A 22,994-nucleotide genomic window follows, 5' to 3' on the forward strand; every position below is an offset into this window, starting at 1 on the left:
GTGCGTCACGCCGGGCGCTCGCCGCGGCCGACCGTGGCCGGGACGCGGTGGTCCGCGCTCTCGGGCCGGGGCCGCTCGCGCGGGTCGCGGTGGATCGGGGAGTCGGAACCGGTCAGCGGCAGACCCGTCCCGCCCTCGCGGGCCGCGACGATCTCGGCCGCGATGGACAGGGCGGTCTCCTCCGGGGTACGCGCGCCGAGGTCGAGCCCGATCGGCGAACGCAGCCGGGCGAGTTGGGCCTCGGTCACCCCGGCCTCGCGGAGCCTGCGCTCGCGGTCCTCGTGGGTGCGGCGCGACCCCATCGCCCCGACGAACGCGACCGGCAGCCGCAACGCCTCGACCAGCAACGGCACGTCGAACTTGGCGTCGTGGGTGAGCACGCACACCACCGTGCGGCCGTCGGTGCGGGTACGCCGCAGATAACGGTGGGGCCACTCCACCACGATCTCGTCGGCCTCCGGGAAACGGGCCCGGGTGGCGAAGACCGGACGGGCGTCGCAGACGGTCACGTGGTAGCCGAGGAACGCACCCACCCGCACCAGCGCCGCCGCGAAGTCGATCGCCCCGAAGACGATCATGCGGGGCGGCGGCAGACTCGACTCGACGAACACCGTCAGCGCGGCGTCGCAGTACGAACCGTCCTCCGCGATGTCGAAGACACCGGTGCGGCCCGCCTCCAGCATCGCCCGGGCCCGCCCCGCGACCGCCCCGTCCAGCTCCGCGGCCACGCCGAAGCCGCCCTCGGCCGAACCGTCGGGGCGTACCAGCAGCGCCCGGCCCAGCAGATGCTCCGGGCCCGCGGCCACCCGGACGAGGGCCGCAGCCTCACCCCGGGCAGCCGCCGCCACGGCCGCCGCGAACACCGCGCGGTCGGCGGCGTCCGCACGCACCGGGGTGACCAGGACGTCCACCTCCCCGCCGCAGGTCAGCCCGACCGCGAAGGCGTCCTCCGCGCTGTAGCCGAAGCGTTCGCGCACCACCGTGCCGTCCTGGAGCGCCTGGACGCACAGCTCGTACACGGCCCCCTCCACGCAGCCGCCGGAGACCGAGCCGACGGCCTCGCCGCGGTCGTCCACGGCGAGGGCGGCGCCGGGGCCGCGCGGCGCGCTGCCGCCGACCGTCACCACGGTGGCGACGGCGAAGTCCCGGCCCTGCTCGACCCATCGGTTCAACTCGTCGGCGATGTCCAGCATCTCGAATCTCCTGTGGCCGTGCGGGGCCGGAAAACGGTGCGCGAACGGACGGCGGCGCGGGTCAGGCGTTCCGGGCCGCCGCCAGGACCCGGTCGGGACGGATCGGCAGGTGCCGGTGGCGTACCCCGGTCGCGTGCCAGACCGCGTTGGCGACGGCCGCCGCGGCCCCCACGATCCCGATCTCGCCCACGCCCTTCAGGCCGATCGGGTCGTCCTCGTCCGGGTCGTCCACCCAGTCCGCCTCGACGACGGGTACGTCGGCGTGCGCGGCGATGTGGTATCCGGCGAGGTCGGGGCCGACATGGGCGCCGGAGGTACGGTCCCGTACCGCCTCCTCGTGCAGGGCCATGGACAGGCCCCAGATCATCCCGCCGACGAGCTGGCTGCGCGCGGTGAGCGGGTTGACGATCCGGCCGGCGGCGAAGATGCCCAGCATCCGGCGGACCCGGACCTCGCCGGTGGTGACGTCCACGGCGACCTCGGCGAACTGCGCGCCGAAGGAGTGGCGTTCCTTCTGCGACAGCGCGGCGACCGCCTCGGTGGTGTCGGCCCGGGCGGTGATGCCCTGCGGCGGGATGTCACCGCCCAGGTCGAGCCGGTCCCGCAGTTCGCGCACCGCGGTGCGCACCGCCCACGCCCACGAACGGGTGCCCATCGAACCGCCGGCCACCATCGCCTGTCCGAAGTCGCTGTCGGCGATGCGCATCCGGATGCGTTCCGGCGCCACCCCGAGCGCGTCGGCGGCGACCAGGGTCAGCGCGGTGCGGGCCCCGGTGCCGACGTCGGCGGCGGTGATCCGGACCGTGAAGGTGCCGTCCGGCTCCGCCGTCATGGCCGCCGTGGAGGGGGCGACCCCGGAGGGGAACGAGGCGGCGGCGGTGCCGGTGCCCAGCAGCCAGCGCCCCTCGCGGCGCACCCCCGGGCGCGGGTCCCGGTCGGCCCAGCCGAACCTGCGGGCGCCCTCCTCGAAGCAGGCGAGCACGTTGCGGCTGCTGAACGGCAGACCGGAGACGGGGCCCGCCTGCGGTTCGTTGCGGGCGCGCAGCGCCACGGGGTCCACGCCGCACTTCTCGGCGAGTTCGTCGAGCGCGCACTCGACCGCGAACGAGCCGGGGGCCTCGCCCGGGCCCCGCACCCAGGTCGGGGTGGGCACGTCGAGGCGGACGACCCGGTTGACGGTGTGGTGCGCGTCGGCGTCGTACATGGTGCGCCCGACCGAGGCGCTCTGCTCGACGAACTCGTGGATGGTGGACGTCTGGTTGAGCGCCTGGTGGTCGAAGACGCGCAGGCGTCCGTCGCGATCGGCGCCGAGCCGGACGCGGTGCGCCGTGGGGCTCCGATAGCCGACCAGCGAGAACATCTGACGCCGCGTCAGGGCGACCCGGACCGGGCGTTGCAGAACGGTCGCCGCCATCACGGCGCACACCTGGTGCGGACGGATCCCCTTGGAACCGAAGGCACCGCCGACGTGTTCGGAACGCACCCGCACCGACGCCACGTCGAGGGAGAAGAGCTTCGCCAGCTCCTCCGCGACCCACCTGCTGCCCTGGTTGGAGTCGAGGATCTCCAGCCGGCCGCCGTCCCAGTGCGCCAGCGCCGCGTGCGGCTCCATCATGGCGTGGTGTTCTTCCGGGGTGGTGTACTCGGCGTCCACCACGGCGGCGGAGGCGGCGAGAGAGGCCTCCAGGTCGCCCTTGGTGGTCTCGGCGGGCATCCGCGGGTTGCCCTCGGGGGTGTACACCCCCGGCCGCCCGGCGGAGAACGCCACGTCGGGCGCCTCCTCGTCGTACCGCACCACCAGCGCCTCGGCGGCCTCCCTGGCCTGCTCCGGGGTCTCGGCGACGACCAGCGCCACCGGCCACCCCGCGAACGGCACCCGGTCGTGCTGGAAGACCGCGACGGTCGGATCGGGCTTGCCCAGCAGGCCGACGTAGTCCGCGTCGACCCGCGGCGCGTTGCCGTGGTGGAGCACGGCCAGCACGCCGGGCATCTGGAGGACGGGGCCGGACTCCACGGCACGCACCCGGCCCCGGGCGACGGTGGAGAGCACCAGCCAGCCGTGGGCGAGGTCGGCCGCGGGGAAGTCGGCGGCGTAACGGGCCGCCCCGGTGACCTTCTCCCGGCCCTCCACCCGGCGGTACGACGTGCCCAGCGCCCCGGTGGCACCGGCGGTCTTCGTGGGTGTGGTCATCGGCCGGCCTCCTCGGCGAGTTCGGTCAGGACGGCGACGACGAGGTTGCGCATCAGCGTCACCTTGTATCCGTTGTCGGGCAGCGGCCGGGCGGCGGCCAGTTCGGTGTCGGCCGCGGCGGCGAACGCCTCGGCGGTCGCCGGGCCGCCGGTGAGCACCCGTTCGGCCTCCGCCGCCCGCCACGGCCGGGAGGCGACCGCGCCGAACGCGAGGCGGACGTCGGCCACCACCCCGTCCCGCACCGTCAGGGCGGCGGCCACCGAACCGATGCCGAAGGCGTACGACGCCCGCTCGCGCACCTTGCGGTAACGGGAGACGGCGGCGACCGGGGCCGGCGGCAGGGTGACCCCGGTGATCAGGGCGCCCGGCGGCAGCGCGGTCTCCAGATGCGGGGTGTCGCCCACCGGCAGGTAGAAGTCCCGCAGCGCCAACTCGCCCGCGCCGTCGGCGGTTTCGTAACCGATGACGGCGTCGAACGCGGCGAGCGTGACCGCCATGTCCGAGGGGTGGACCGCCACGCACGCCGTGGAGGCGCCCAGGATCGCGTGGTTGCGGTGTTCGCCGGTGATCGCCGGGCAGCCGCTGCCGGGGAGCCGCTTGTTGCACGGCCGCGCCACGTCCGTGAAGTAGCCGCAGCGGGTGCGCTGGAGCAGGTTGCCGCCGACGGTGGCCATGTTGCGCAACTGGCCGGAGGCGCCGGCCAGTACGGCCTGGGCCAGCGCCGGGTAGCGGCGGCGCACCTCGGGGTGGGCCGCCAGGTCGCTGTTGGTGACCGTCGCGCCGATGCGCAGGCCCCCGTCGCCGGTGACCTCGATCCGGTCCAGGGGCAGGTGGCGTACGTCGATGAGCAGACCGGGCCGTTCCACCCCGGCCTTCATCAGGTCGACGAGGTTGGTGCCGCCGCCGAGGAAACGCGCCTCGGGGTCGCCGTCGAGCACGGCGACCGCGTCGGCGACGTCGTACACCCGCTGGTAGCCGAACTCCTTCACGCCGCCCCCTCGTTCGTGGTCCGCGCGCCGGTCTCCGCCGCGGCGCGGGCGACCGCGCGCACGATCGACACGTACGCGCCGCAGCGGCACAGGTTGCCGCTCATCCGCTCCCTGATCTCCTCGGCGGTCAGCGGTGGCGGCCCCGCTTCCGGGCGTACGTCGGCGGTGGCGGCGCTCGGCCATCCCGCCGCGTGCTCCTCGATCACCGCGATCGCCGAGCAGATCTGGCCCGGGGTGCAGTAGCCGCACTGGTAGCCGTCGAGGTCGAGGAAGGCCTCCTGCACCGGGTGGAGCCGGTCCCCCTCGGCGACGCCCTCGATGGTGGTGATCTCCTGTCCTTCGGCGGCCACCGCGAGGTGCAGGCAGGAAAGGGAGCGGCGGCCGTCGAGCAGCACCGTGCAGGCACCGCACTGCCCCTGGTCGCACCCCTTCTTGGTGCCGGTCAGGTCGAGCCGCTCGCGCAGCGCGTCGAGCAGGGTGGTGCGGTGGTCGACCGGCAGCGTGTGTTTCTCGCCGTTGACGTTGAGCGTGATGACGCCGGCCGTCGATCGGGCCATGCTCAGCCTTCTTTCACGTGTCTGGTGCGCTGCCGGTGCCAGGGCCCCGGCACCGGCGTGGTGGACCGGGGGCCGGGACGCCGGCGCCGCCCGGGAAAGGGGTGGTGGCCGGAGGGTCCCGGCGGTTCCGGAGGGGTGGAGCTGGACGTTGTGGTCGTATGGCGTGCGTGCGGTGCCGGCCCGCCCGTCGCGGACGCGCCGGTGGCCGACCGGGTACGGGCGGCCCCGCGGGTCCCGCACCGGTCGCGCCGACCGCTATGGTGAGCGCAAGCGGACAGCTGTCCGATCTATCCTGGGAACTTACCGGACAGCTGTCCGGTCAGCAAGGGCGATTCCGGCGCGACCCCGGGAGGAGGACGAGTGCAGGACAGGAAGGACACCCAACTGCGCTCGGACGCGCAGCGGAACCGTGAACGCATCCTGGCCGTGGCCCTGACCGAGCTGACCCGCTCCGCCGACGTGCCGCTCAGCCTCATCGCGAAGAAGGCCGGCGTCGGCCAGGGCACGTTCTACCGCAACTTCCCCAACCGCGAAGCCCTGGTGCTGGAGGTCTACCGCCACGAGGTCCAGCAGGTCCACGACGTCGCCGTCCACCTGCTCGCCACCCGCCCGCCCGACCTCGCGCTGCGCGAGTGGATGGACCGCCTCGCCCAGTACGCCATGGCCAAGGTCGGCCTCGCCGAGGCGATGCGCAAGGCCGCCAGCGCCCCCGGCGCCTTCGGACGGGTCGGCCGCGGACCGCTGACCAGCGCCGTCGAACTGCTGCTCGGCGCCAACGAGGAGGCCGGCACCATCCGCCCTGGGGTCACCGCCGACGACTTCATGCTCGCCATCGCCGGCCTGTGGCAGATCGACCCGCGCGGAGACTGGCAGCCGCGCGCCCGGCGCCTGCTCGACCTGGTGATGGACGGACTGCGGGCCGGCGCCCCGGGCGGTGACGGAGAAGTTCACCGTCACGGGTAGTGTTCGCGGTTTCCGTCCCCTCCCCGCCCGGTCGCCGGTGCATCCTGCTGGTAGGGGGCCGCGATCCGGTGGGCTCTACGGGGAGGAGGGAGAGCGCTCGTGCGCGCTGTGGTCAATGTCCACGCCAGACCGCTGCCGGTGCCTGCGGCGCGGGTCGGGGCGTTGCTCGACACGCTCGGCGGTCCGGACGACCGGCTGTGGGCGCACCGTTGGTGGCCGCCGGTCTGGTTCGACCGGCCCCTGTCGACCGGGGCCAGGGGCGGTCACGGTCCGGTGCGCTACACCGTCAGCCATTACGTGCCCGGCCGGTGGGTACGGCTGGGTTTCACCGGTCCGCGCGGGTTCTCCGGCTTCTGCGAGTTCACCGTCGAACCCGACGGGCCCGGGCGCACCGTGCTGCGCAACACCCTGGTGCTGCGCCCGCACGGGGTGAGCTGGACGGCCTGGCCGCTGTTCTTCCGCCCGATGCACGACGCCGCCCTGGAGGACGCCCTCGACCGCGTCGAGTCGGCACTGACCGGACGCGTCGCCCGGGCCCCGCGGTGGAGCGGGTACGTACGGCTGCTGCGCGCCCTCTGCCGGCCGTTCGCGGGGCGCTGGAACGTCCGGGGGTTCGCGGTCCCGCCGGACGGGGTCCACGCCATGGCCGCCGGGGAGGGCCGGACGCGGTAGCCGGCGACTACGGCCGGTCCACGCCCGGCTCCCGGGCCGGCAGCCCCCGCAACAGGGTGTCGAGGAACAGCTCGAAGCGCGGGGCGCCGTGACCGAGGTCGAGCGGGTTCTCCTGGGCGGCGAGCCAGCTGACGACGGAGGTGATGAAGATGTACCAGCTCTGCTCGGCCAGTCCGGGGCCGACCCCGGCGTTGGTGAAGGCGGTGACGACCTCGTGCCGGAGCCGTCCGAAGGAGTGCGAGGTGTGGCGGTGCGGCCGAGCGGTGCGGGTCGCGTAGCCGGGTACCGCGAGGAACTGGTCGTGCATGGCCCACCCGACCCGCGCGAGCCACGGCCGCCAGTCCTGGCCGGGCGGACCGTCGGGGGGCAGGATCCGCTTGACGATCACTTCGCTGACCAGGTCGAGGAGTTGGTCCCGGTCCTTCACCCAGCGGTACAGCGCGCCGTGGGTGACCCCGAGCCGGGCGGCCAGCTCCCGCATGGTCAGCGTGTCGAGGTTCCCGGCCGACAACGCGGCCTCGACGATGCGTTCACGGTTGATCCGCGCGGGGCGTCCCGGGCGCTGTCGGCTCGTCGCGGCTTCGGCCATGACCAGGACTTTACGACCTCGCCGGCCCCCGTCACCCCGGCGACCCCCGGCCGGCGGCGTGGTGGGCCAGGACGGCGTGCGGGTCGGAGCCGTCGGCGGGGTGGTCGGTGTGGACGGTGGCGGCGGTCAGGCGGGGCACGGCGTGGATGAGGGCGTGCTCCGCGGCGACCGCGAGGGAGTGGGCCTGGACGACGGTGAGGTGCGGCGCGACGACGATCTCGGCTTCGGCCCGCAGGGCGTGCCCGATCCACCGCATCCGGACCCGGCCCACGTCCAGCACACCGGCCACGCCCCGCAACGCCCGCTCGGCGGTGTCGACCAGCTCCGGGTCGACCGAGTCCATCAGCCGCCGGTAGACCTCGCGCGCGGCGTCCTTGAGGACCATCGCGATCGCCACCGTGATCAGCAGGCCGACCACCGGATCGGCCCAGCGCACACCGGCCCCGGCACCCCCGGCGCCGAGCAGGACGGCCAGCGAGGCCAACCCGTCGCTGCGGGCGTGCAGGCCGTCGGCGACCAGCGCCGCCGAACCGATCCGCCGGCCGGTGCGGATCCGGTACCGCGCCACCCACTCGTTCCCGGCGCACCCCACGACCGCCGCCGCCGCGACCGCCCACAGATGCGTGACCTCCCGGGGACGCAGCAGACGGTCGACGGCCCCGTACACGGCCGGCACCGCCGACACCGCGATCACCACCACGACCGCGATCCCGGCCAGGTCCTCCGCCCTGCCGTACCCGTAGGTGTAACGGCGGTCGGCCGCCCGCCGTCCGAGCAGGAACGCGACGGCCAATGGCACGGCGGTCAGCGCGTCGGCCGCGTTGTGGACGGCGTCACCCAGCAGCGCCACCGACCCCGACAACGCCACGATCACACCCTGCGCGACGGCGGTCGCCCCCAGCACCCCGAGTGACAGCCACAACGTACGCATGCCGACGCGGGAGGTCTCCATCGCCGCGTCGACCTTGTCCACGGTGCGGTGGCTGTGCGGGGTCACCAGGTGCGCGATCCGGTGCCGCACCCGCCGCCACCGTCCGCCGTGCCGGTGTCCGGATCCGTGCCCTGGCCCGTGGTGGCCGTGGGCCGCGTCGTGCGTGGAGGAGTGGTCGCCTGCCATGGCGTCCACCATGGCACGGGACGACGATCGCGGCTATAACGGTCATACCGCCCACAAGTAGGTGAGAAGCGTTGGCAGTTGCGGCCGACGCGCCGCCGCCCGGCCGTGTTGACCTTCGAGTTGGTCGAAGCCCGATGCTTCCGCCGGTGCCGCCGGTGCCCGACCCCGGCACCTCACCCGACCGGGACGAGGAGGAACCCATGACCGCCGACCCCACCATGGACGCCATCGGCCGAGCCGTCGCCGAGGGGCGGGCCGGTGACGCCGCCTCGGCCCGCCGCCAACTCCTGGAACTGTGGGCCGAGACCGGGGTCACCGGCGACCCACTGCACCGCTGCACCCTCGCGCACCACCTGGCGGACTTCTACCCGCACCCCGCCCGGGCCCTGGTGTGGGACGTCCGCGCGCTGGACGCCGCCGACGCGGTGACCGACCAACGCGTCCAGGCACACCACGCCGGCCTGCGCATCGCCGGCTTCTCCCCGTCCCTCCACCTCAACCTCGCCGACGACCACCGCCGGCTCGGCTCCTTCGACGCCGCCGCCGAACACGTCGAGGCGGCCGAAGCGCACGCCCCGGCCTTCCCCCGGGCCCGTACGGCGACGCGATCCGCACCGCCGTACGGGAGGTGGCCGAGGCCATCACCCGGCGCGACACCGCCGCACGGGCCTCCGCCCCCGGCCCCGCCTGACGGCCCCTACTGACGCCGCTGACCGAGGACGCAGAACTCGTTGCCCTCGGGGTCCGCCAGCACGACCCACGACTGGTCACCCTGGCCGATGTCGACACGCCGGGCCCCATGGGCCACCAGCCGGGCCACCTCGGCCTCCTGGTCATCGGGGCGGAAGTCGAGATGCAACCGGCTCTTGGCCTTCCTCTCCTCGTCGATCCGGACGAAGTCCAACCCCGGCAGGCGATCCGGCGCCGGGCGGATCTCGAACTCGTCGTCGGAGGAGTGGACCACGACCCAGCCAAGGGCTTCGGCCCACCACCGGCCCAGCGCCGCCGGATCCACCGAGTGAACGATCACTTGTTCCCATTCCAAGGGCATGCGGGGATCCTAGATCAGCCGGGTCTGGCCCCGCGCGACCCACGGGAGCATGATGACCGGGTGATGTCATGGGGGGAGCGGCGGCGCCGCGCGTCGGACGAAAACGCCCGTTCCAGGGGCAGTTGACCGCGTTCGGCGAGATGCTGGCCGGGCATCCCTTCGCCACGGACCGCCCGGGGGCCACGCACGAGATGGCGGTGGAGTACGCGCGGGCCCTGGACGCCTACGAACGGGCGACGCGCGAGGCCGTCCGCGACCCGGCGCTCGCCCGCCGGGAACTGGACGACGGCCTCGCGGCGCTCAACCGCCTCAACGTCCTGCTCGTCGGAGCCCTGCCGGGAGACCCGCCGCCACCCCCGAAGGACGCTCGGCTGGACAAGCCCCCACCGGCCGGAACCCCCCGGCCACCGGTCGCCGCCGTCGGCCGGACGAAGCCGGGGCTGCGCGACCGGTACACCCGGGAGCAACTGCTGCTGCGGGCAGGGCTGTCGGGGCTGGCCTGCTACATCACGCTGGTGGGCGTCCTGGGCAGCTGGCAGTATGCCGTCTTCTGCCTCGTCGGGACGAACTTCGGCGTAGGGCTCGCCGCCGGCGGTGGCGTCTTCACCGGATGGCCGGTCGCCCAGCTCCGCGGTGCCCTCAAAGGCGGCCGGGTCGTCGCGGAGTACACGGGCACCAAGCGTTCCGGGAGCGGCGGCACGTCGTGGCAGCAGCACTACGTCCATGTCCGCCCGGACGGAGGCGCGTTGACCTACCGGCGCGACGTTCCCAGCGAGTCACGCGCCCCGCTGCCGACCCGCCGGCTCTGGCTGGTGGCGGGGGCGAAACCCGAGATGTTCCTCACCCCGCTGGCGCTGCTCCTCGGCGTCCCCCTCCTGCTGGGCGGCACCGCGCTCACCCTGGCCGCCGTGCCCGGCACCCTGATCCTGGCGTTGGCGCACCACCACGGGTGAGGCCCCGCCCGGCCGGCCTCAGCGGCGGGCGAAGAACTCGACCTCGCCCAGGGCGATGTGGCGGCCGGGGGCGGTGCCGGCGGCGGAGCGGATGACGAGTTGGATGCGGGTGACGTCGCTGATGCCGGTGGGCACGGTTTGCTGGCCGGGGCGGTCGTCGAGGGTGAGGTGTTGTTGGTGGCGTCGTCCGTCCTTGGTGGTGGTCCACATGTCGAGGGCGATGGGGCGGGCCTGGCGGTGGAACTCCTGGGGGTCGGTGGAGGCCCCGGTGTGGATGACGAGGTCCACGAGGCGGAAGGGGTCACGGAAGGTGAAGGTGACCGAGTCGCCGAGGGCGGGCGCGCCCCAGTAGCGGTTGGTGAGGCCGTCGGCGGCGGCGGACGCGGGGTGACCGGGCACGGCCGCGTCGGCCGAGACACCGGCGGGGGTGATCTGCTTGGCGCCGCGCAGTTTGTCCTCCGTGTCCTGGACCGTACCGCGCAGCGCCAGGTACGCCACGACGGCCCCGGCCACCACGCAGGCCGCCACGAGGAGCATGACGAGACGGCGCACGGCGTTGCCGGAACCGCCGAAGCGGCGCCTGCGGCGGGTGAACCACCGGCGCCACCACGGCAGATCGGCGGCGGCCGGACCGGAGGCCGTCAGCGGCTCGGCGCACCGCGCGCAGAACCGCCTGCCGGGCGGGTTGGGGGTGCCGCAGTGGGGGCACGGCGCGCCGTCCCGCGGAGTGTCGGCGACCACCCGGCGCACCTTCGGCCGCTGTGCCACGGGCTTGGCCGGCCGCACGGCCACCGGATCGCCCGCGGCGTCCGCAGGCGTGGTCGGCGGCTCCGGCGGGCGGTCGGCGGGGGGCGGGGCCGGGGCCGGGGACGTGGCAGGGCCGGTCCCCGCCGTACGCGACCAGCCCAGGTACGCACCGCAGTTGGGGCAGAAGTCCTCGCCGTCGGCGACGGCCGTGCCGCAGTCGGGGCAGCTACGCATCGGTCACCTCTCCTTCGTCGGGGGGCGGGCCGGGGAGGACCTCGACCCGGCACGAGAGGTGGACCGGGCAGCTCGCCCGGACGACGGCGAGCACCTGCGCCGGATCCACCTCGGCGACCCGTTCCGGCCAGACCCGTACCAGCAGTTCCCCGGAGGGCGCGGGCGGCAGGGGCGCGCCGGGGGTGGTCGACCAGTACACGCCGCCGCCGTCCGTGATCCGCGCGCCGACCCCGAGGGCGAGCCGCAGCAGCTCCCGCAACCCGCGTCGCGTCCCGCGCAGGCGGTGCAGCTCCACCGCGCGCGCGACCACGGTGCGGCGTACCTCGTCCGGCCACGAGGGGTCGTCCTCCACCCCGAGCCACCGCGCCAGCCAGGCGAGGAAGTCCGGCGGCGCCAGCCGTGGCTGGAAGTAGGCGGGCAGGTTGTCCAGCGTGGCGAAGACCGGCGCGAGGACGGTGTCGAGACCGGCCGTGAACCGCTGGGCGAAGTCGTCGTCCGCGTAGAGCGCGGGCAGCAGGCCGCCGATCGGGTGCGGCGTCGGCAGTCCGGGGACGGCGGCGCGGCTCATGCCGTACCCCCCGGCGCCGGGGGCTCGACGGCGACCTGGTGCTGGTAGGAGAAGACCAGGGTGTCCGGCGCGAGGTCGATCCGCTCGGCCGGGGCGCCACGGCGTCCGGTGACCGGATCCGCGGGGAAGAGCCGCAACTCCTCGACGGAGGCCACCCCCGCCACCCGTTGCAGCAGCGCGAAGACGTCGCCGTACCGCACGGCCAGGCCGAACGGCCAGCCGGTCCCGTCCGGTCCGCCGCGCAGCGGGTTGAGGTGGCGGTACAGGGCGGCCAGCGCCGACTGCCGTACCCGGTCCGTCCCGTCCGGGCGGCCGGTGAGCCGGGCCACCACCGTCACCCCCTGGTAGTCGGGGGGCCGCACCACCAGGCGGGTGCCGACCAGACGCCGTTCGTCGAGGGCCGACGCGATGGCGGCCAGCATCGGCTCGCCGGGGATCAACTGCTCGAAACGCAGCCGGTCGCCGTCGTCCGCGACCGCGTCCGGCGTCACCAGCACGCGCACCGCGCCCGGCTCGTCCGCGACCGCGGGCAGACAGGTGACCCGCGCCGCGGACGGGGCCGCCTGCCGGGCGATCACCTCGAAGTCCCGTGCCGTGACGGCCCGTTCCTGGAGCCGCAGCACATGCGGGGCGCGCAGCCGGGCGTTCTCCACCGTCTCGCCGTCCACCCCGCCCCGGGCCGCCTCGCGGTTGCCGACCCGGGCCACGTACGGCACCGAGCTGCGCAGCAGCGAGATGGCGCCGCGGGCCACGTTGCCCGCGGTGCCGCCGCCGGTGCGGTAGGAGGGGACGCGCAGCCGGGCGCCCTTGGGGGGTACGGCACCGAAGGCGCGCAGGGCGCCGTCGGGCTCGCGGACGGCGGGCGGGAAGGCGAACTCCCCCGTGGTGGCGTCGATCACCACGTGCCGGTCGGCGGGGCCGGAGTCGCCGAAGTGCTCGACGGCCGTCCAGGTCTCCCATCCGTCACCCGCCGACACCTCCACCACCGGCGGCTCCCCGTCCAGCAGCACCGGTGCCTTGGCGAGCCGGAAGCGCTGCCCCGCGACGCCCTCGGAGGTGCCCAGGGGCGCGTCGGTCACGGTCTCCGCGTGGGTGACGGTGGCCGTGCCGCCCACCGTGAAGACCTCGGCGCGCCGGATCGTCGGCGACTCGGAGTAGAACGGCTGGTCCGGGGCGGGCTCGGTCACCCGGCAGCGCAGCCAGCCCGCGGTGCGGCCGAGGACCGCCGACGCGGTGTGTCCGTCCGGCACGAAGACGACCACCTCACCGGCCCGGTTGAGGCCGCCGGTGGTGTCCGAGCCGGTCTCGCAGCCGATCCACCGCGCGCCGTCCCACACCTCCCACACCAGCGGCGGCTGCCGTGGATCGACCCCGACGCCCTCGACCCGGCTGTCGAGGCGCACCACGAGGATGCACCGGGGCACCACGGCGGGCAGGCCGAAGAGCATGGTGTCGCCCGGCTCCGGACGCGTCTGGAAACACGGCACGTCGGCGCCCTCGGCCAACCGCCCGGTGCGGTCGGTGTGTTCCCCGGTGGCGGAGACGGTGACCAGCCGGTCCAGGGCGCTGGGGACGACGGCGAGGTCCTCGGTGGTGGCGAAGACCACGGCCTCCTCGGTCCCGGTGCGCACCGTGGAGACCTCGGTGCCCGCCCGGAGCGGCACCGTGTCGGGCTGCGGGGCGGAGAGCCAGAAGTCCACCTCGGCGGTTGCCGCCGCCGGGGGGAAGAGCCGGATGCCCAGCAGGTCGAGGAAGGCGGTGTAGTTCTTCTCCGGCACCCGGTTGAGCCGGTACAGCAACTGGTCGACCAGGTAGGCGAAGGTCTCGATGAGGGTGACCCCGGGGTCGGAGACGTTGTGGTCGGTCCACTCCGGGGCGCGCTGCTGCACGTACCGCTTGGCCTCGTCGACGAGTTGCTGGAACCGGCGGTCGTCCAGGTTGGGGGAGGGCAGCGCCATCAGTCGTCGTCTCCGTCCTCGGGGTCCGGCGAGACCGGAATGGTGTAGAAGGGGAAGACGAGGTTGCGCCGGTCGTTGGTGGAGCGCACGGAGTAGCGCAGGTCGATGTAGAGGGTGCCGAGGTCGACGGTGTCGAAGGCGATCAGCACGTCCTCGACGTCGATCCGCGGCTCCCAGCGCTCCAGCGCCGCCCGCACCTCCCGGGCGATACGGCCCGCGGTGGAGCCGTCGCCCGGCGCGAAGACGTGCTCGTGGATGCCGCAGCCGAACTCCGGGCGCATCGGCCGCTCGCCCGGCGCCGTACCGAGGATCAGCCGGATGGACTCGGCGATCTCCCGGTCCCGGTCGACCATGCCGATGCCGCCGGTGGCGTTGACGCGCAGCGGGAACGCCCAGCCGCGGCCGATGAACCCCCCGCTCACACCACGCCTCCGATCAGCACGTCGAAGGCTCCGACGACCACCTGGGCGCCGCAGGCCGTCCTGTCCCGCGCGCGGGCCGCGGGCAGGCCGCCGATGAGGACCAGCCCCGGCCCCCCGGTGGCCGCGCCGGGCAGGATGACGTTGGCGGGGCCCAGTTCGGGGTGGGCGGGGCAGACGTGCAGGCTGCCGGTGACGGCCGCCGGCCGGCCGCCGATCAGTACGGTCTCCACCGCGACGGCGCCCGGCGGCGGGGTCGTGATGACACCGCCGTGATCCGTGGCGTCGCCCGTCCTGGCTGCGGGGGGCATGTGCGTTCTCCATTCCGAGGGTGGTCAACGGCGCCCAGCGCCGGGTCAGTTGATGCGGATCTCGTCGGCCTTGAACACCGCGAGCACACCGCCGTCCACGGTGACCCCGGTGGTGCCGCCGACGGTCACCGACCCGCCGCGCAGGTCGAGCGATCCGGTGCCGGCGTCGACGGTGATCCCGGAGCCGGTGACCCGTACCGAACCGGCCGCGCGCCGGCCGCCCGCGCCGAAGACGGTGAGCGTGATCTCGCCGCGCTGCTCGTCCAGCCTGACCTCCAGCCTGCCGTCACCGCTGGCGAGGCGGACTCCGGACGGGCCCGCGGGGGCGTCCAGCAGCTCCACCCGGTTGCCGGAACGGGACACCAGCGAGCGGCGGTTGACCTTCCCCGAGGCGCCGTCGACCAGCGGCACGTCGTGCGGGGAGGGCCGGTCCACCCCGTTGTACAGGCCGCCGATCACGTAGGGGCTGTCCAGCGAACCCTGCTCGAAGCCGACCAGCACCTCGTCGTTGACCTCGGGGCTGAAGACACCGCCGCCGCCCTGGCCGCCCCACTGCACGGTGCGCGCCCAGTCGGAGACGTAGTCGTCGTCCAGCCACGGGAACTTCAGCCGCACCCAGCCGCGTTGGCCGCCGTCGGGTTCGTGGACGTCGGTGACCACGCCGATGGCCAGGCCCGGTACGCGTGGGGCGTGCGGGGGCGCGGCGGCGCCGGTGACGAGGCCGGTGAGGGAGCGGTCCGGTGCGGTGCAGACCGTCACCGTGGTGCGGTAGCCCCGGTGGGGTTCGAGGAGGTGGCGCACGGCGGTGGCGGTGTAGCGGCCGGAGAAGGCCGGCCCGACGTTGCCCAGCGCGACCGGGGTGCCCGCCTTGATGTCCGGGTTGCCCTCGGCGACCGCCTCCAGCTCCGCGACGCCGGCCCCCACCGACGAGGCGAGCGCGTCCGCCGCCGCGTCCGCCTCCGCCTGCGTGCGGTACGGCGTGTCGGTGACCGTCGTGCGCGGGCTGCCGGGGAAGGCGGAGACCACCGTGGCCGGACTCATCCCCGGCCGCACCGCCTGCGTGGACACCGGGCGCCCGGTGGCGACCAGCGGGGTCTTCGTGGTGACGTCCCACCCCCGAACCTGCACGGTGTCCGCCGTGTCCGCGCCGGTGAGCGCGCTGCTCAGCTCCAGCAGGTTGCGGCCGTACTCCAGCACCAGCGGGTCGCGCGGCGCCGGGGTGGCCGGGTCCGGGGCGCCGGAGGCCGGCCGGGGCCGGACGAACTCCAGTCGGCCGTCCTCGTCCACCCCGGTCCACGCGCCGCTCTCCCGCGCGAGGTACCGCAGGAACTCCCAGTCCGAGACGTTCGCCTGCGACAGGTGCCGGTGCACCACCGGGAACGCGTCGACCCGGGCGCACTCGACACCCGCGTCCGCCGCCACCCGGCGCACGATGTCCGAGGTCGTCATGTTGCGGAACGCCTTGACCTTCCGCCCGCGCATCAGACGGTGCGTCACCGCCGACGCCCGCACCACGGTGAACGTGCCGGTGGTGTCCACGTCCAGCTCCAGCGCGGTCACCTCCCCGGAGAACAGCGGCACTTGGGCGTGTTCCTGCACCGTGACCACGGAGACCTTCAGCCGGGTGCCGATGGTGATCCCGGTCTCGGTGAGGAAACGGTGGTCGGCGTCGCGGAACGTCAGCGCCACGGCGTCGGGCAGGCCGACGCTCTGCTCGATGTCGCAGGAGACCAGCTGGGTCGCCCACACCGGCGGCAGCCGGCCCGGCGCCTCCACGACCGGCTCGGCGGCGAACGCGCGGCCACCCCGCGCCTCCGGGGCGCTCACCGGCGCCCCTTGGCGCCCGGCTGGTGCGTACCCGGCACGATCAGCTCGGTGCCGGGCACCAGCACCATCGGGTCGTCGATGTCGTTGGCCTCCGCGATGGTGCGCCAGGCCGTCGCGTCGCCGTACTCCCGCCAGGCGAGCAGCGGCAGGCTGTCGCCGGCGACCACCTGGTGGGTGCGGCGTGCCTCCGGCGACCCGGAGGTCGGGTTCTGGCCCGGCGGATCGACGCTCGCCTCGTCGATGGTGAGCGAGCAGATCGCCCGCAGCGGCTTGCCGTCCACGTCGAAGAGCGTGTACCGCACGGACAGCCCGGTCAGCACCCCGTCGAACGACGTGGTCTTCGCCGTCCCCCAGTCGAACCGCACCCAGGGGCTGGCCGGTGCCTTGCGGGCCAGGCTGGCCGGGGTGGGCACACAGGCCGTCATCAACTGCTCCACGGCCCGCTCCACCGAGTTGTCGTGGCGTGCCGTGGCGTCCAGGAAGACATCCAGGGAGAGCGAGCGCGGCCCGCTGCCGACGAATTCCGGCAGCGCCGACTGCCCGGCCATGCGCGAGGGCGTGCGCCGCCACTCGGTGGTCTTGCTCAACGACAAGGTGGCCGGGTTGAACTGGAGGGGCAGCCGGGTGATCGTGCCGCCGGGAGGGGCTCCCACCATGGACGGCGGTTCCATGATGGTCAGTTGGGCACGGGCCTGGCTCGTGGGAACGGCGGACGCCACCTGCTGCCTCCTTCCGGGACGGGGTCGGCACGACGGAACGCGGTCAGGACGGGCGCAGACCGCAATGGGCTATCTCCAGGGACTCCACGGCCGCCGCGGAGTTCGCCGGGTCGAACGAGGGCCCCTGCCACCGCACCGGCACGATGCCGAGCACCTGCCAGCTGACGATCGGCGTCAGGTTGGGGCGCAGCGCGACGATCTCGCCGTCCTTCGGCTCGACCCGCCGCACGATCTCGTCCAGCCAGCGCGCGATCTTCGTGGTGTCCTCGGTGACCGCGCGGGTGAGCGTGATGTTCGACCAGGTGATGCGGCCCGGCAACTGCCAGGAGAAACCGTTGTTGCCGCCCTCCGCGTAGCTCTCGATCTCCACCTCGGCGCCGAGCCCGGAGCAGGTGGAGAAGTCCCCCAGGTCGTTGCCGCCGATCGTGAGCTTGAAGAACACACTCGTTGCGAAGATGCCGTCGGTCATTCCCGTCTCTCTCCGTCACCCTGCCCGCCGATGCCGTCCACGCGCTCACCGCCGGCCGTCGTACGGCCGTCCGGCGCGCTCCCTTCCCCTGCGCAGTTCGGTGCGCAGCAACCTTCCGACGGGCTCGATCAGCCGGCGGGCCAGTTCGTCGATGTCGAGCCCGGCGACCGGCCCGCCCGACCCCTCCGCCCCGGCCGTCCCGGTTTGGCGGGTGGCGTCGGGTGGCGCGGCGGCCGGCTCGCGCGGCGGTACGGCGGTCACCTCGACCTCGGGCACCCCGGACGGCACCGATCTGCGCTGCACCGCCTGCGCCGTGGCCGCCGGTGGCCGTACCCGCGCCGGCGCCGGACGCCCGCCCGCCCCCGCCCGCCCGGAGAACACCGCCGGTACGGCCGGCGGCCCGGCCTCGGCCACTGTCCCGCTCCCGTTCCCGACGGGCCGCGGACGCACCACGGGCATCGCGGGCCGGGCCGCACGCCCGGAGACGGGGGCCGGCGACCGGGCGATCGTGAGGGGATGTGTGGTGCCGGGTGCGAAGTCCGTCGGCACGGAGGCTGGTTGGGCCACCGCGTCGCGGGTCGGGCGCCGGTACGGGGTGGTGGGCCCCGGACGGGCCGCGGAACGCTGGACCGCCGGGCCGGACGGCTCCGGGTGCGGGGCTTTGGGCGCGGCCGGGCGAACGCTCCGTGCGCGCCCCGGCCCGCCCGTACGCCCTCGGGGACCCACCGCACCGTCCGGCGCGTCGCTGTCCCGCACCCACACCGCCCGCGCGACGGGTACGGCGGCACCGGCACGCGACGGCCCCGCCCCGCCCTTCGGCGCGGCGTGACCGGTGCGCAGCCCGAGCACGGGGCGGCGTTCCCCCAGCAACGGGCGCACACGCGGTGCCGTTCCGCCGGAGCGCGCCGCCAACCGTACGACCGCCGGACCGCCCGACGAGGCGCGGCGGTCGGTGGACGGACGCCCGGTCGGCGCGTGGTCGCCGGATCGCGTCAACTGGACGTCAACGGGCCGGTGTTCGCCCGCTGTCGCGCAGGGGCGGGCGGACGGACTCGTACGTGACGTGTCGTGCCCGGAGGCCGTCGGCCGGACGAGCGGACCCGTCGCGGGCGTGGTGCGGCTGGACCGCACCGGCCGGGCCGAAGCGCCGCCGCTCGCCGTGGCGGACGGTCGGGCGGACGGGACCGCGCTCGACGTGCCACCACCGGCGCCCGTCCCGCCGTCCCGCCGACCGGAAACCGTGCCGGAGACACCCGGGGCCGCGGATCGGTCCCCCTGACCGGAAGGACGCGGCACGACGGTGCGAGGCTCGCTCGGTGGCGGGGTGTCGGGGCGGTCCCGCCGCGCGCGTTGGACGGCCGGGCCGCGACCGGGCGCGGCGTACGGCAGGTCCGCCCGGGGGCTGAACGGGCCCGGAACGTTCCCGGCCGGGGCGGCTGTCGGGGGAAGGGCGTTGAGCGGTGCTCCGAGTCCGCCGTGGGCCCGCGCGTCACCGGGGCCCGTGCGGGCGCGTTGGACGGTGCCGGACGCTCGGTCCGCCGCCGTACCCGGAACCGCCGGGGCGCCACTGGCCGGCAACGTGGTCAGCGGCGCGCCGAGCAGGGGCCTGCGCGGCGCGGGCGTAGCGGCACCGTTCGGGGAAGGCGTGTCGGACACGCCCGGGACGGGGCTGCGCGAGACGGACGTAGCGGCATCGGCCGGGGGAGACGTGTCGGACGCGTCCGGGGCGGATCCACGCAGGACGGGTGTGGCGGCATCGTGCGGTGGAGCCGCGTCGGCCGCGCCTGGAACGGGCTCGCGCGGCGCGGGCGTGCCCGAATCGGCCGCTCGCCGGGTAGGCGTCTCGGGCGCGGGTGGCACGGGCCCGCGCGACACGGGCATGGCCACATCGGCCGGTGCCGTGGGACGGGCAGGCGCGTCGGGCGTGCCCAGGACGGGCCCACCGCTGTCGGCCGACCGCTGCACCAGTGTGTCGGGCGCGCTCAGGACAGGTCTGCGCGGGGCGGACGGACCGGTACCGGCAGGCGCCTCGGACACCTCCGGGGCGGACGTACCCGTACCGGCCGGCCGCTCGGCAGGCGCCTCGGGCGCGCCCGGGACGGACCCGCGCGGGGCGGGCGTACCCGTACCGGCCGCTCGCTCCGCAGGCGCCTCGGACGCGTCCGACACCGGCGCAGCGCCATCGCTCGGAACAGGCGCCTCGGACACCCCCCGGACGGACCCGCGCGGCACGGACGCACCCGCACCCGTGGACCGCTCCACACGCCCATCGGGCGTGACGGCCTTGAGCCGGCGCACCGGGAGCGAGGCCGGGCGCCTCGCCACGACCAGCGGGCGGGCCGTGGGGCGTGGGGTGACCGGGCGGGGGCGGGGCGGACGGGGCGTGTCGTCACGCGTCGGCTCGGCCTCGCCCGGGGAGGCGTCGGCGTGCGGCGGCGCGGGCGTGGCGTACGGCAGGGGCGGACCGGAGTCGGCGGCCACCGGCGTACCGGGCGGACGGACCACCGCCCGCAGCACCCCGGCGGGGGCCGACGGCAGCACGGCGTGGCCGAGGGCGCCACCCACCGAGGGGTCGCGCCAGGCGGCGAGCCGGGCTCGGAACCGGAGCCCGTCGCTGACCCCGGTCACCGACCGCAGGACGGTGACCGCCGGGGGCGTGACCGCCCGCCAGCCGCCGTCCCAGGGGTCGCCGGCCCGTTCCGGCGCCGCCACGGCGGCGGTCGCCACCTCGTCCGCCGTGCGGGCCGGACGCTTCCAGAACGCCATCGCGCCTCACCCGCCCTCGTTCACCCGGGTGTTGATCCGGGCGATCTCCCGTACCCACTGGCGGCGTTCGCGGTGCGAGAGGTCGAGGATGTCCTCCCGGGCCCAGTGGAAGTGGTAGGCGACGTACGCGATCTCCTCGTACAGCCGGGGAGACGCGTACGTCACGATTCCCCCAGGCGCCCGCCGGCGAGGTCGACTTCGAAGGCCCCGTCGCAGTGCGGGCAGGTGACCGCGGCCCGGGTGTGGCCCTCGCTGTTGATGCGTTGGTAGAAGTCCTGGAGGAAGGCGACATCGGTGGCGTACATGCGCTCGATGACACCGGTGTGGACCTCCGGGACGGTGCCGAGCCGGGTGATGACGTGGCTCAGCAGGACGACTCCGAGGTACGCCGGGTTCTCCTTGACCCGCAGGTCGATCTGGGGCATCAGCTCGTCCCGCGCGGTGGCCAGGCGCATCGCGCCGTGCCGGTGCACGGTGCCCTCGTCGTCGACGTACCCGCGGGGCAGCTCGAATTCGAACTCGGTCAGCGGCGCCGCGCCGCGCGGTGGCCCGTCGGCGCGGTGGGGCGCGGCGGGGCGCTGGGCCGGCGGCGGTGCCTGCGCCACGAGTTCGTCGATGCCGATCCGTCGCCTCATTCGACGGTGATCTCCTCGAACGTGATGGTCACCGTCTCGGTGGCGGCGTTGGACTCGCCGGCGGTGAGCGTGGGCCCTTCCCACCTGCTGGCCCAGGCGTTCGCCAGCTGGATGCGGCGCAACGTGGCGCCGGTGGTGTCCTTGATCTCGATGGTGAGGTTCTGCCGGGCGGTGTTCACCGCGCCGTTGTTGATGGTCTCCTTGATCCAGTTGGTGAACGTGCTGCTCTGGTCGAGCCCGCGGGTGATCGTCACCTCGCCGGGCAGCCGGGAGCCCGGCTGCTTGCGGACGATGAGCTTGCCCTGCTCGGTGACCTGCTTGTACTCGACGACGTCCTGGTCGACGGTGAGGTTGCTGATCTCCTTCACCGACTCGACGTTGTACCCGCCGAGTTGGACGCCGAATATGTGTGTGGAGAGCGGATCGCCTTCGGCCATGGGGAGGTTTCACCTTCCGGGGTGCGGACCGGGTCGGGTCACTCGTTGACGAGACTGGTGCTGTCGGAGAACTGGGCCAGCCGGAACACCACGAACTCGGCGGGCTTCACCGGGGCGACGCCGATCTCGCAGACCACCTGGCCCAGGTCGATCGATTCCTGCGGGTTGTTCTCCTGGTCGCACTTGACGTAGAAGGCCTCCGCCGCCGTCCGGCCGAACAGCGCGCCGCGCCGCCACTCCTCGGTGAGGAACGCCGTGATGTTGCGGCGGATGCTGGACCACAACCGGTCGTCGTTGGGCTCGAAGACCACCCACTGGGTGCCGAGGAGGATCGACTCCTCCAGGTAGTTGAAGAGCCGCCGCACGTTGAGGTAGCGCCAGGCCGGGTCCGAGGAGAGGGTCCGCGCGCCCCACACCCGGATGCCGCGCCCGGGGAAGGCCCGTACGCAGTTGACGCCGATGGGGTTGAGCAGGTCCTGCTCGCCCTTGCTGAGGCGCACCTCCAGGTCGACCGCGCCGCGCACCACCTCGTTGGCGGGCGCCTTGTGCACCCCGCGTTCGGCGTCGCTGCGGGCCCACACCCCGGCGATGTGCCCGCTCGGGGGCACCGCCCTGTTGCGTCCGGTGGCCGGGTCGAACACCTCGATCCACGGGTAGTACATGGCGGCGTAACGGGAGTCGAACCCGGCCTCGTCGTTGCGCCAGGTGCGCACCTGCTGCGCGCTCAGGCCGGGCGGGGTGTCGAGCACGGCGACCCGGTCGCCCATCTGCTCGCAGTGCGAGACCACCGCGAGCTGCACCGTCTTCACCCCGGTCGCGTCGATGTCGCCGCGGTCGAAGGCGCTCATCAGGTCGGGGACCGCCACCATGGTGATCTCGTCGATCGCCTCCAGCCCGGCGAACCCGGTACGGGCCGCGGCGTCGCCGACGTACTCGGCGGGGTCCAGGCGCGCGGCCGGGGCGGGGGATCCGGCCGCGGGGGCGGCGGCCAGCGGCAGCGTCTGCGGCTCGGGGCGGCTCGGCGCGGCGCCGGGCTGCTCGGTCACCTTGACCAGCTTCGACTCCCGCAGCTGGGTCACCAGGTACCCCTTGACGTTCTTGCGGATGGTGACGTCGTACGTCTCGACCACCTTGCCGCCCTGGCGCACCACGAGCCGGAAGCGGTCCTCCGGGACGTTCTCGCCCTCCGCGTCGGCGAACTCCACCGTGACGTCGGGTCCCGCGCCGGGCAGCGCCGAGAACAGGAAGCCGGCCGCCGCGACGGCCGCGGGGGCGGCCTGCGCCGTCTCCTGCCCGCGACCGGCGTCCTGGCCGGCGGGTCCGCCGACGCGCACCACGTAGACGGCGCCGCCGCCGTTGGAGAAGAAGCCGTACACCGCGTGCGGCAGGTAGGCGCCGTCGACGAAGCCGCCGAACTGCTGGACGTACTGATCCCAGTTGGTCACCAGGGTCGGGGTGTGGAAGGGTCCGGTCTCGGCGAAGCCGACCAACGCGGCGACGGCCGTGCCCACCCCCTCGATGGGCCGGGCACCGGACTGGACCTCCTCCACGTAGACACCCGGGGTGAGGTACGACGGCATGCGTGCTCCTTCGAGGTGGGCGCGTCATTCGCGTCACCGAGTCTGCTGC

At 74.7% G+C, this 22,994-nt stretch carries 23 protein-coding genes and 1 pseudogene; 4 read left to right on the top strand and 20 right to left on the bottom strand.

What is annotated here, in order from left to right; all coding sequences use genetic code 11:
* Positions 1-5: 5 nt before the first annotated feature.
* From SCATT_RS33705 to SCATT_RS33720, 4 genes are all read right to left on the bottom strand, one after another.
* Positions 6-1,193: an XdhC family protein gene (locus tag SCATT_RS33705; RefSeq protein WP_014150858.1), complete on the bottom strand. Its 1,188-nt coding sequence runs from the start codon at positions 1,191-1,193 to the stop codon at positions 6-8.
* Between the two features lie 61 nt (positions 1,194-1,254).
* Complete coding sequence (locus SCATT_RS33710) at positions 1,255-3,384, bottom strand: xanthine dehydrogenase family protein molybdopterin-binding subunit (protein WP_014150857.1); 2,130 nt, start codon at positions 3,382-3,384, stop codon at positions 1,255-1,257.
* On the bottom strand, positions 3,381-4,373 hold the full coding sequence (locus SCATT_RS33715) for an FAD binding domain-containing protein (protein WP_014150856.1): 993 nt from the start codon (positions 4,371-4,373) through the stop codon (positions 3,381-3,383). Before SCATT_RS33715 ends, SCATT_RS33710 begins: the two co-directional genes overlap by 4 nt.
* Positions 4,370-4,930 carry a 2Fe-2S iron-sulfur cluster-binding protein gene (locus SCATT_RS33720; RefSeq protein WP_014150855.1) on the bottom strand — a complete coding sequence of 187 codons (561 nt, stop codon included), beginning with the start codon at positions 4,928-4,930 and terminating at the stop codon, positions 4,370-4,372. Before SCATT_RS33720 ends, SCATT_RS33715 begins: the two co-directional genes overlap by 4 nt.
* A 360-nt stretch (positions 4,931-5,290) precedes the next feature.
* Between SCATT_RS33720 and SCATT_RS33725 the strand changes: the two genes are divergently transcribed.
* Both SCATT_RS33725 and SCATT_RS33730 read left to right on the top strand, forming a co-directional pair.
* On the top strand, positions 5,291-5,893 hold the full coding sequence (locus tag SCATT_RS33725; protein WP_014150854.1) for a TetR/AcrR family transcriptional regulator: 603 nt from the start codon (positions 5,291-5,293) through the stop codon (positions 5,891-5,893).
* Between the two features lie 99 nt (positions 5,894-5,992).
* Positions 5,993-6,565, top strand: a complete 573-nt coding sequence (locus tag SCATT_RS33730) for a hypothetical protein (RefSeq protein ID WP_014150853.1) — start codon at positions 5,993-5,995, stop codon at positions 6,563-6,565.
* A 7-nt stretch (positions 6,566-6,572) separates the two neighbouring features.
* Here SCATT_RS33730 and SCATT_RS33735 read toward each other — a convergent pair whose 3' ends face one another.
* Together SCATT_RS33735 and SCATT_RS33740 are read right to left on the bottom strand one after the other, a co-directional pair.
* Positions 6,573-7,154, bottom strand: a complete 582-nt coding sequence (locus tag SCATT_RS33735) for a TetR/AcrR family transcriptional regulator (RefSeq protein ID WP_014150852.1) — start codon at positions 7,152-7,154, stop codon at positions 6,573-6,575.
* Between the two features lie 31 nt (positions 7,155-7,185).
* Positions 7,186-8,271, bottom strand: a complete 1,086-nt coding sequence (locus SCATT_RS33740) for a cation diffusion facilitator family transporter (RefSeq protein ID WP_106433075.1) — start codon at positions 8,269-8,271, stop codon at positions 7,186-7,188.
* Positions 8,272-8,471: 200 nt separating this feature from the next.
* Between SCATT_RS33740 and SCATT_RS33745 the strand changes: the two are divergent.
* Positions 8,472-8,962: pseudogene (locus tag SCATT_RS33745) on the top strand (hypothetical protein).
* Positions 8,963-8,968: 6 nt separating this feature from the next.
* Here the strand turns inward: SCATT_RS33745 and SCATT_RS33750 are convergent.
* Positions 8,969-9,322 carry a VOC family protein gene (locus tag SCATT_RS33750; protein WP_014627052.1) on the bottom strand — a complete coding sequence of 118 codons (354 nt, stop codon included), beginning with the start codon at positions 9,320-9,322 and terminating at the stop codon, positions 8,969-8,971.
* Between the two features lie 68 nt (positions 9,323-9,390).
* Here SCATT_RS33750 and SCATT_RS33755 point away from each other — a divergent pair, with 68 nt between their 5' ends.
* Positions 9,391-10,275, top strand: coding sequence for a hypothetical protein (locus tag SCATT_RS33755; RefSeq protein ID WP_014150848.1), 885 nt, complete (start codon positions 9,391-9,393; stop codon positions 10,273-10,275).
* Between the two features lie 18 nt (positions 10,276-10,293).
* Here the strand turns inward: SCATT_RS33755 and SCATT_RS33760 are convergent, their stop codons facing one another.
* The 13 genes from SCATT_RS33760 to SCATT_RS33820 form a co-directional block, all read right to left on the bottom strand.
* Positions 10,294-11,256: an NADase-type glycan-binding domain-containing protein gene (locus SCATT_RS33760; protein ID WP_014150847.1), complete on the bottom strand. Its 963-nt coding sequence runs from the start codon at positions 11,254-11,256 to the stop codon at positions 10,294-10,296.
* Complete coding sequence (locus SCATT_RS33765) at positions 11,249-11,824, bottom strand: phage tail protein I (RefSeq protein ID WP_014150846.1); 576 nt, start codon at positions 11,822-11,824, stop codon at positions 11,249-11,251. Before SCATT_RS33765 ends, SCATT_RS33760 begins: the two co-directional genes overlap by 8 nt.
* Positions 11,821-13,782 (bottom strand): putative baseplate assembly protein, encoded by a 1,962-nt coding sequence (locus SCATT_RS33770; RefSeq protein WP_014150845.1) that lies wholly within the window; start codon positions 13,780-13,782, stop codon positions 11,821-11,823. Before SCATT_RS33770 ends, SCATT_RS33765 begins: the two co-directional genes overlap by 4 nt.
* A complete protein-coding gene (locus SCATT_RS33775; RefSeq protein WP_014150844.1) occupies positions 13,782-14,204 on the bottom strand; it encodes a GPW/gp25 family protein in 423 nt (140 codons plus the stop codon). Before SCATT_RS33775 ends, SCATT_RS33770 begins: the two co-directional genes overlap by 1 nt.
* Positions 14,201-14,512: a PAAR domain-containing protein gene (locus tag SCATT_RS33780; RefSeq protein ID WP_014150843.1), complete on the bottom strand. Its 312-nt coding sequence runs from the start codon at positions 14,510-14,512 to the stop codon at positions 14,201-14,203. The genes SCATT_RS33775 and SCATT_RS33780 overlap by 4 nt, the downstream gene beginning before the upstream one ends.
* 45 nt (positions 14,513-14,557) lie before the next feature.
* On the bottom strand, positions 14,558-16,339 hold the full coding sequence (locus SCATT_RS33785; protein WP_014150842.1) for a VgrG-related protein: 1,782 nt from the start codon (positions 16,337-16,339) through the stop codon (positions 14,558-14,560).
* Entirely contained in the window at positions 16,336-17,010 is a 675-nt protein-coding gene (locus tag SCATT_RS33790; protein WP_407696579.1) for a CIS tube protein, read from the bottom strand. The genes SCATT_RS33785 and SCATT_RS33790 overlap by 4 nt, the downstream gene beginning before the upstream one ends.
* A gap of 91 nt (positions 17,011-17,101) precedes the next feature.
* Positions 17,102-17,527 (bottom strand): phage tail protein, encoded by a 426-nt coding sequence (locus SCATT_RS33795; RefSeq protein WP_014150840.1) that lies wholly within the window; start codon positions 17,525-17,527, stop codon positions 17,102-17,104.
* A gap of 45 nt (positions 17,528-17,572) precedes the next feature.
* On the bottom strand, positions 17,573-17,830 hold the full coding sequence (locus tag SCATT_RS38760) for a hypothetical protein (protein WP_162130492.1): 258 nt from the start codon (positions 17,828-17,830) through the stop codon (positions 17,573-17,575).
* A gap of 2,469 nt (positions 17,831-20,299) precedes the next feature.
* Entirely contained in the window at positions 20,300-20,458 is a 159-nt protein-coding gene (locus SCATT_RS39165; RefSeq protein WP_014150837.1) for a DUF6760 family protein, read from the bottom strand.
* On the bottom strand, positions 20,455-20,928 hold the full coding sequence (locus SCATT_RS33810; RefSeq protein WP_014150836.1) for a hypothetical protein: 474 nt from the start codon (positions 20,926-20,928) through the stop codon (positions 20,455-20,457). Before SCATT_RS33810 ends, SCATT_RS39165 begins: the two co-directional genes overlap by 4 nt.
* On the bottom strand, positions 20,925-21,365 hold the full coding sequence (locus SCATT_RS33815; protein ID WP_014150835.1) for a phage tail protein: 441 nt from the start codon (positions 21,363-21,365) through the stop codon (positions 20,925-20,927). Before SCATT_RS33815 ends, SCATT_RS33810 begins: the two co-directional genes overlap by 4 nt.
* Positions 21,366-21,403: 38 nt before the next feature.
* Positions 21,404-22,945, bottom strand: coding sequence for a phage tail sheath family protein (locus SCATT_RS33820; RefSeq protein ID WP_014150834.1), 1,542 nt, complete (start codon positions 22,943-22,945; stop codon positions 21,404-21,406).
* Positions 22,946-22,994: the final 49 nt, after the last annotated feature.

This window comes from Streptantibioticus cattleyicolor NRRL 8057 = DSM 46488, from assembly GCF_000240165.1.
In the GTDB taxonomy this organism is placed as follows: domain Bacteria; phylum Actinomycetota; class Actinomycetes; order Streptomycetales; family Streptomycetaceae; genus Streptantibioticus; species Streptantibioticus cattleyicolor.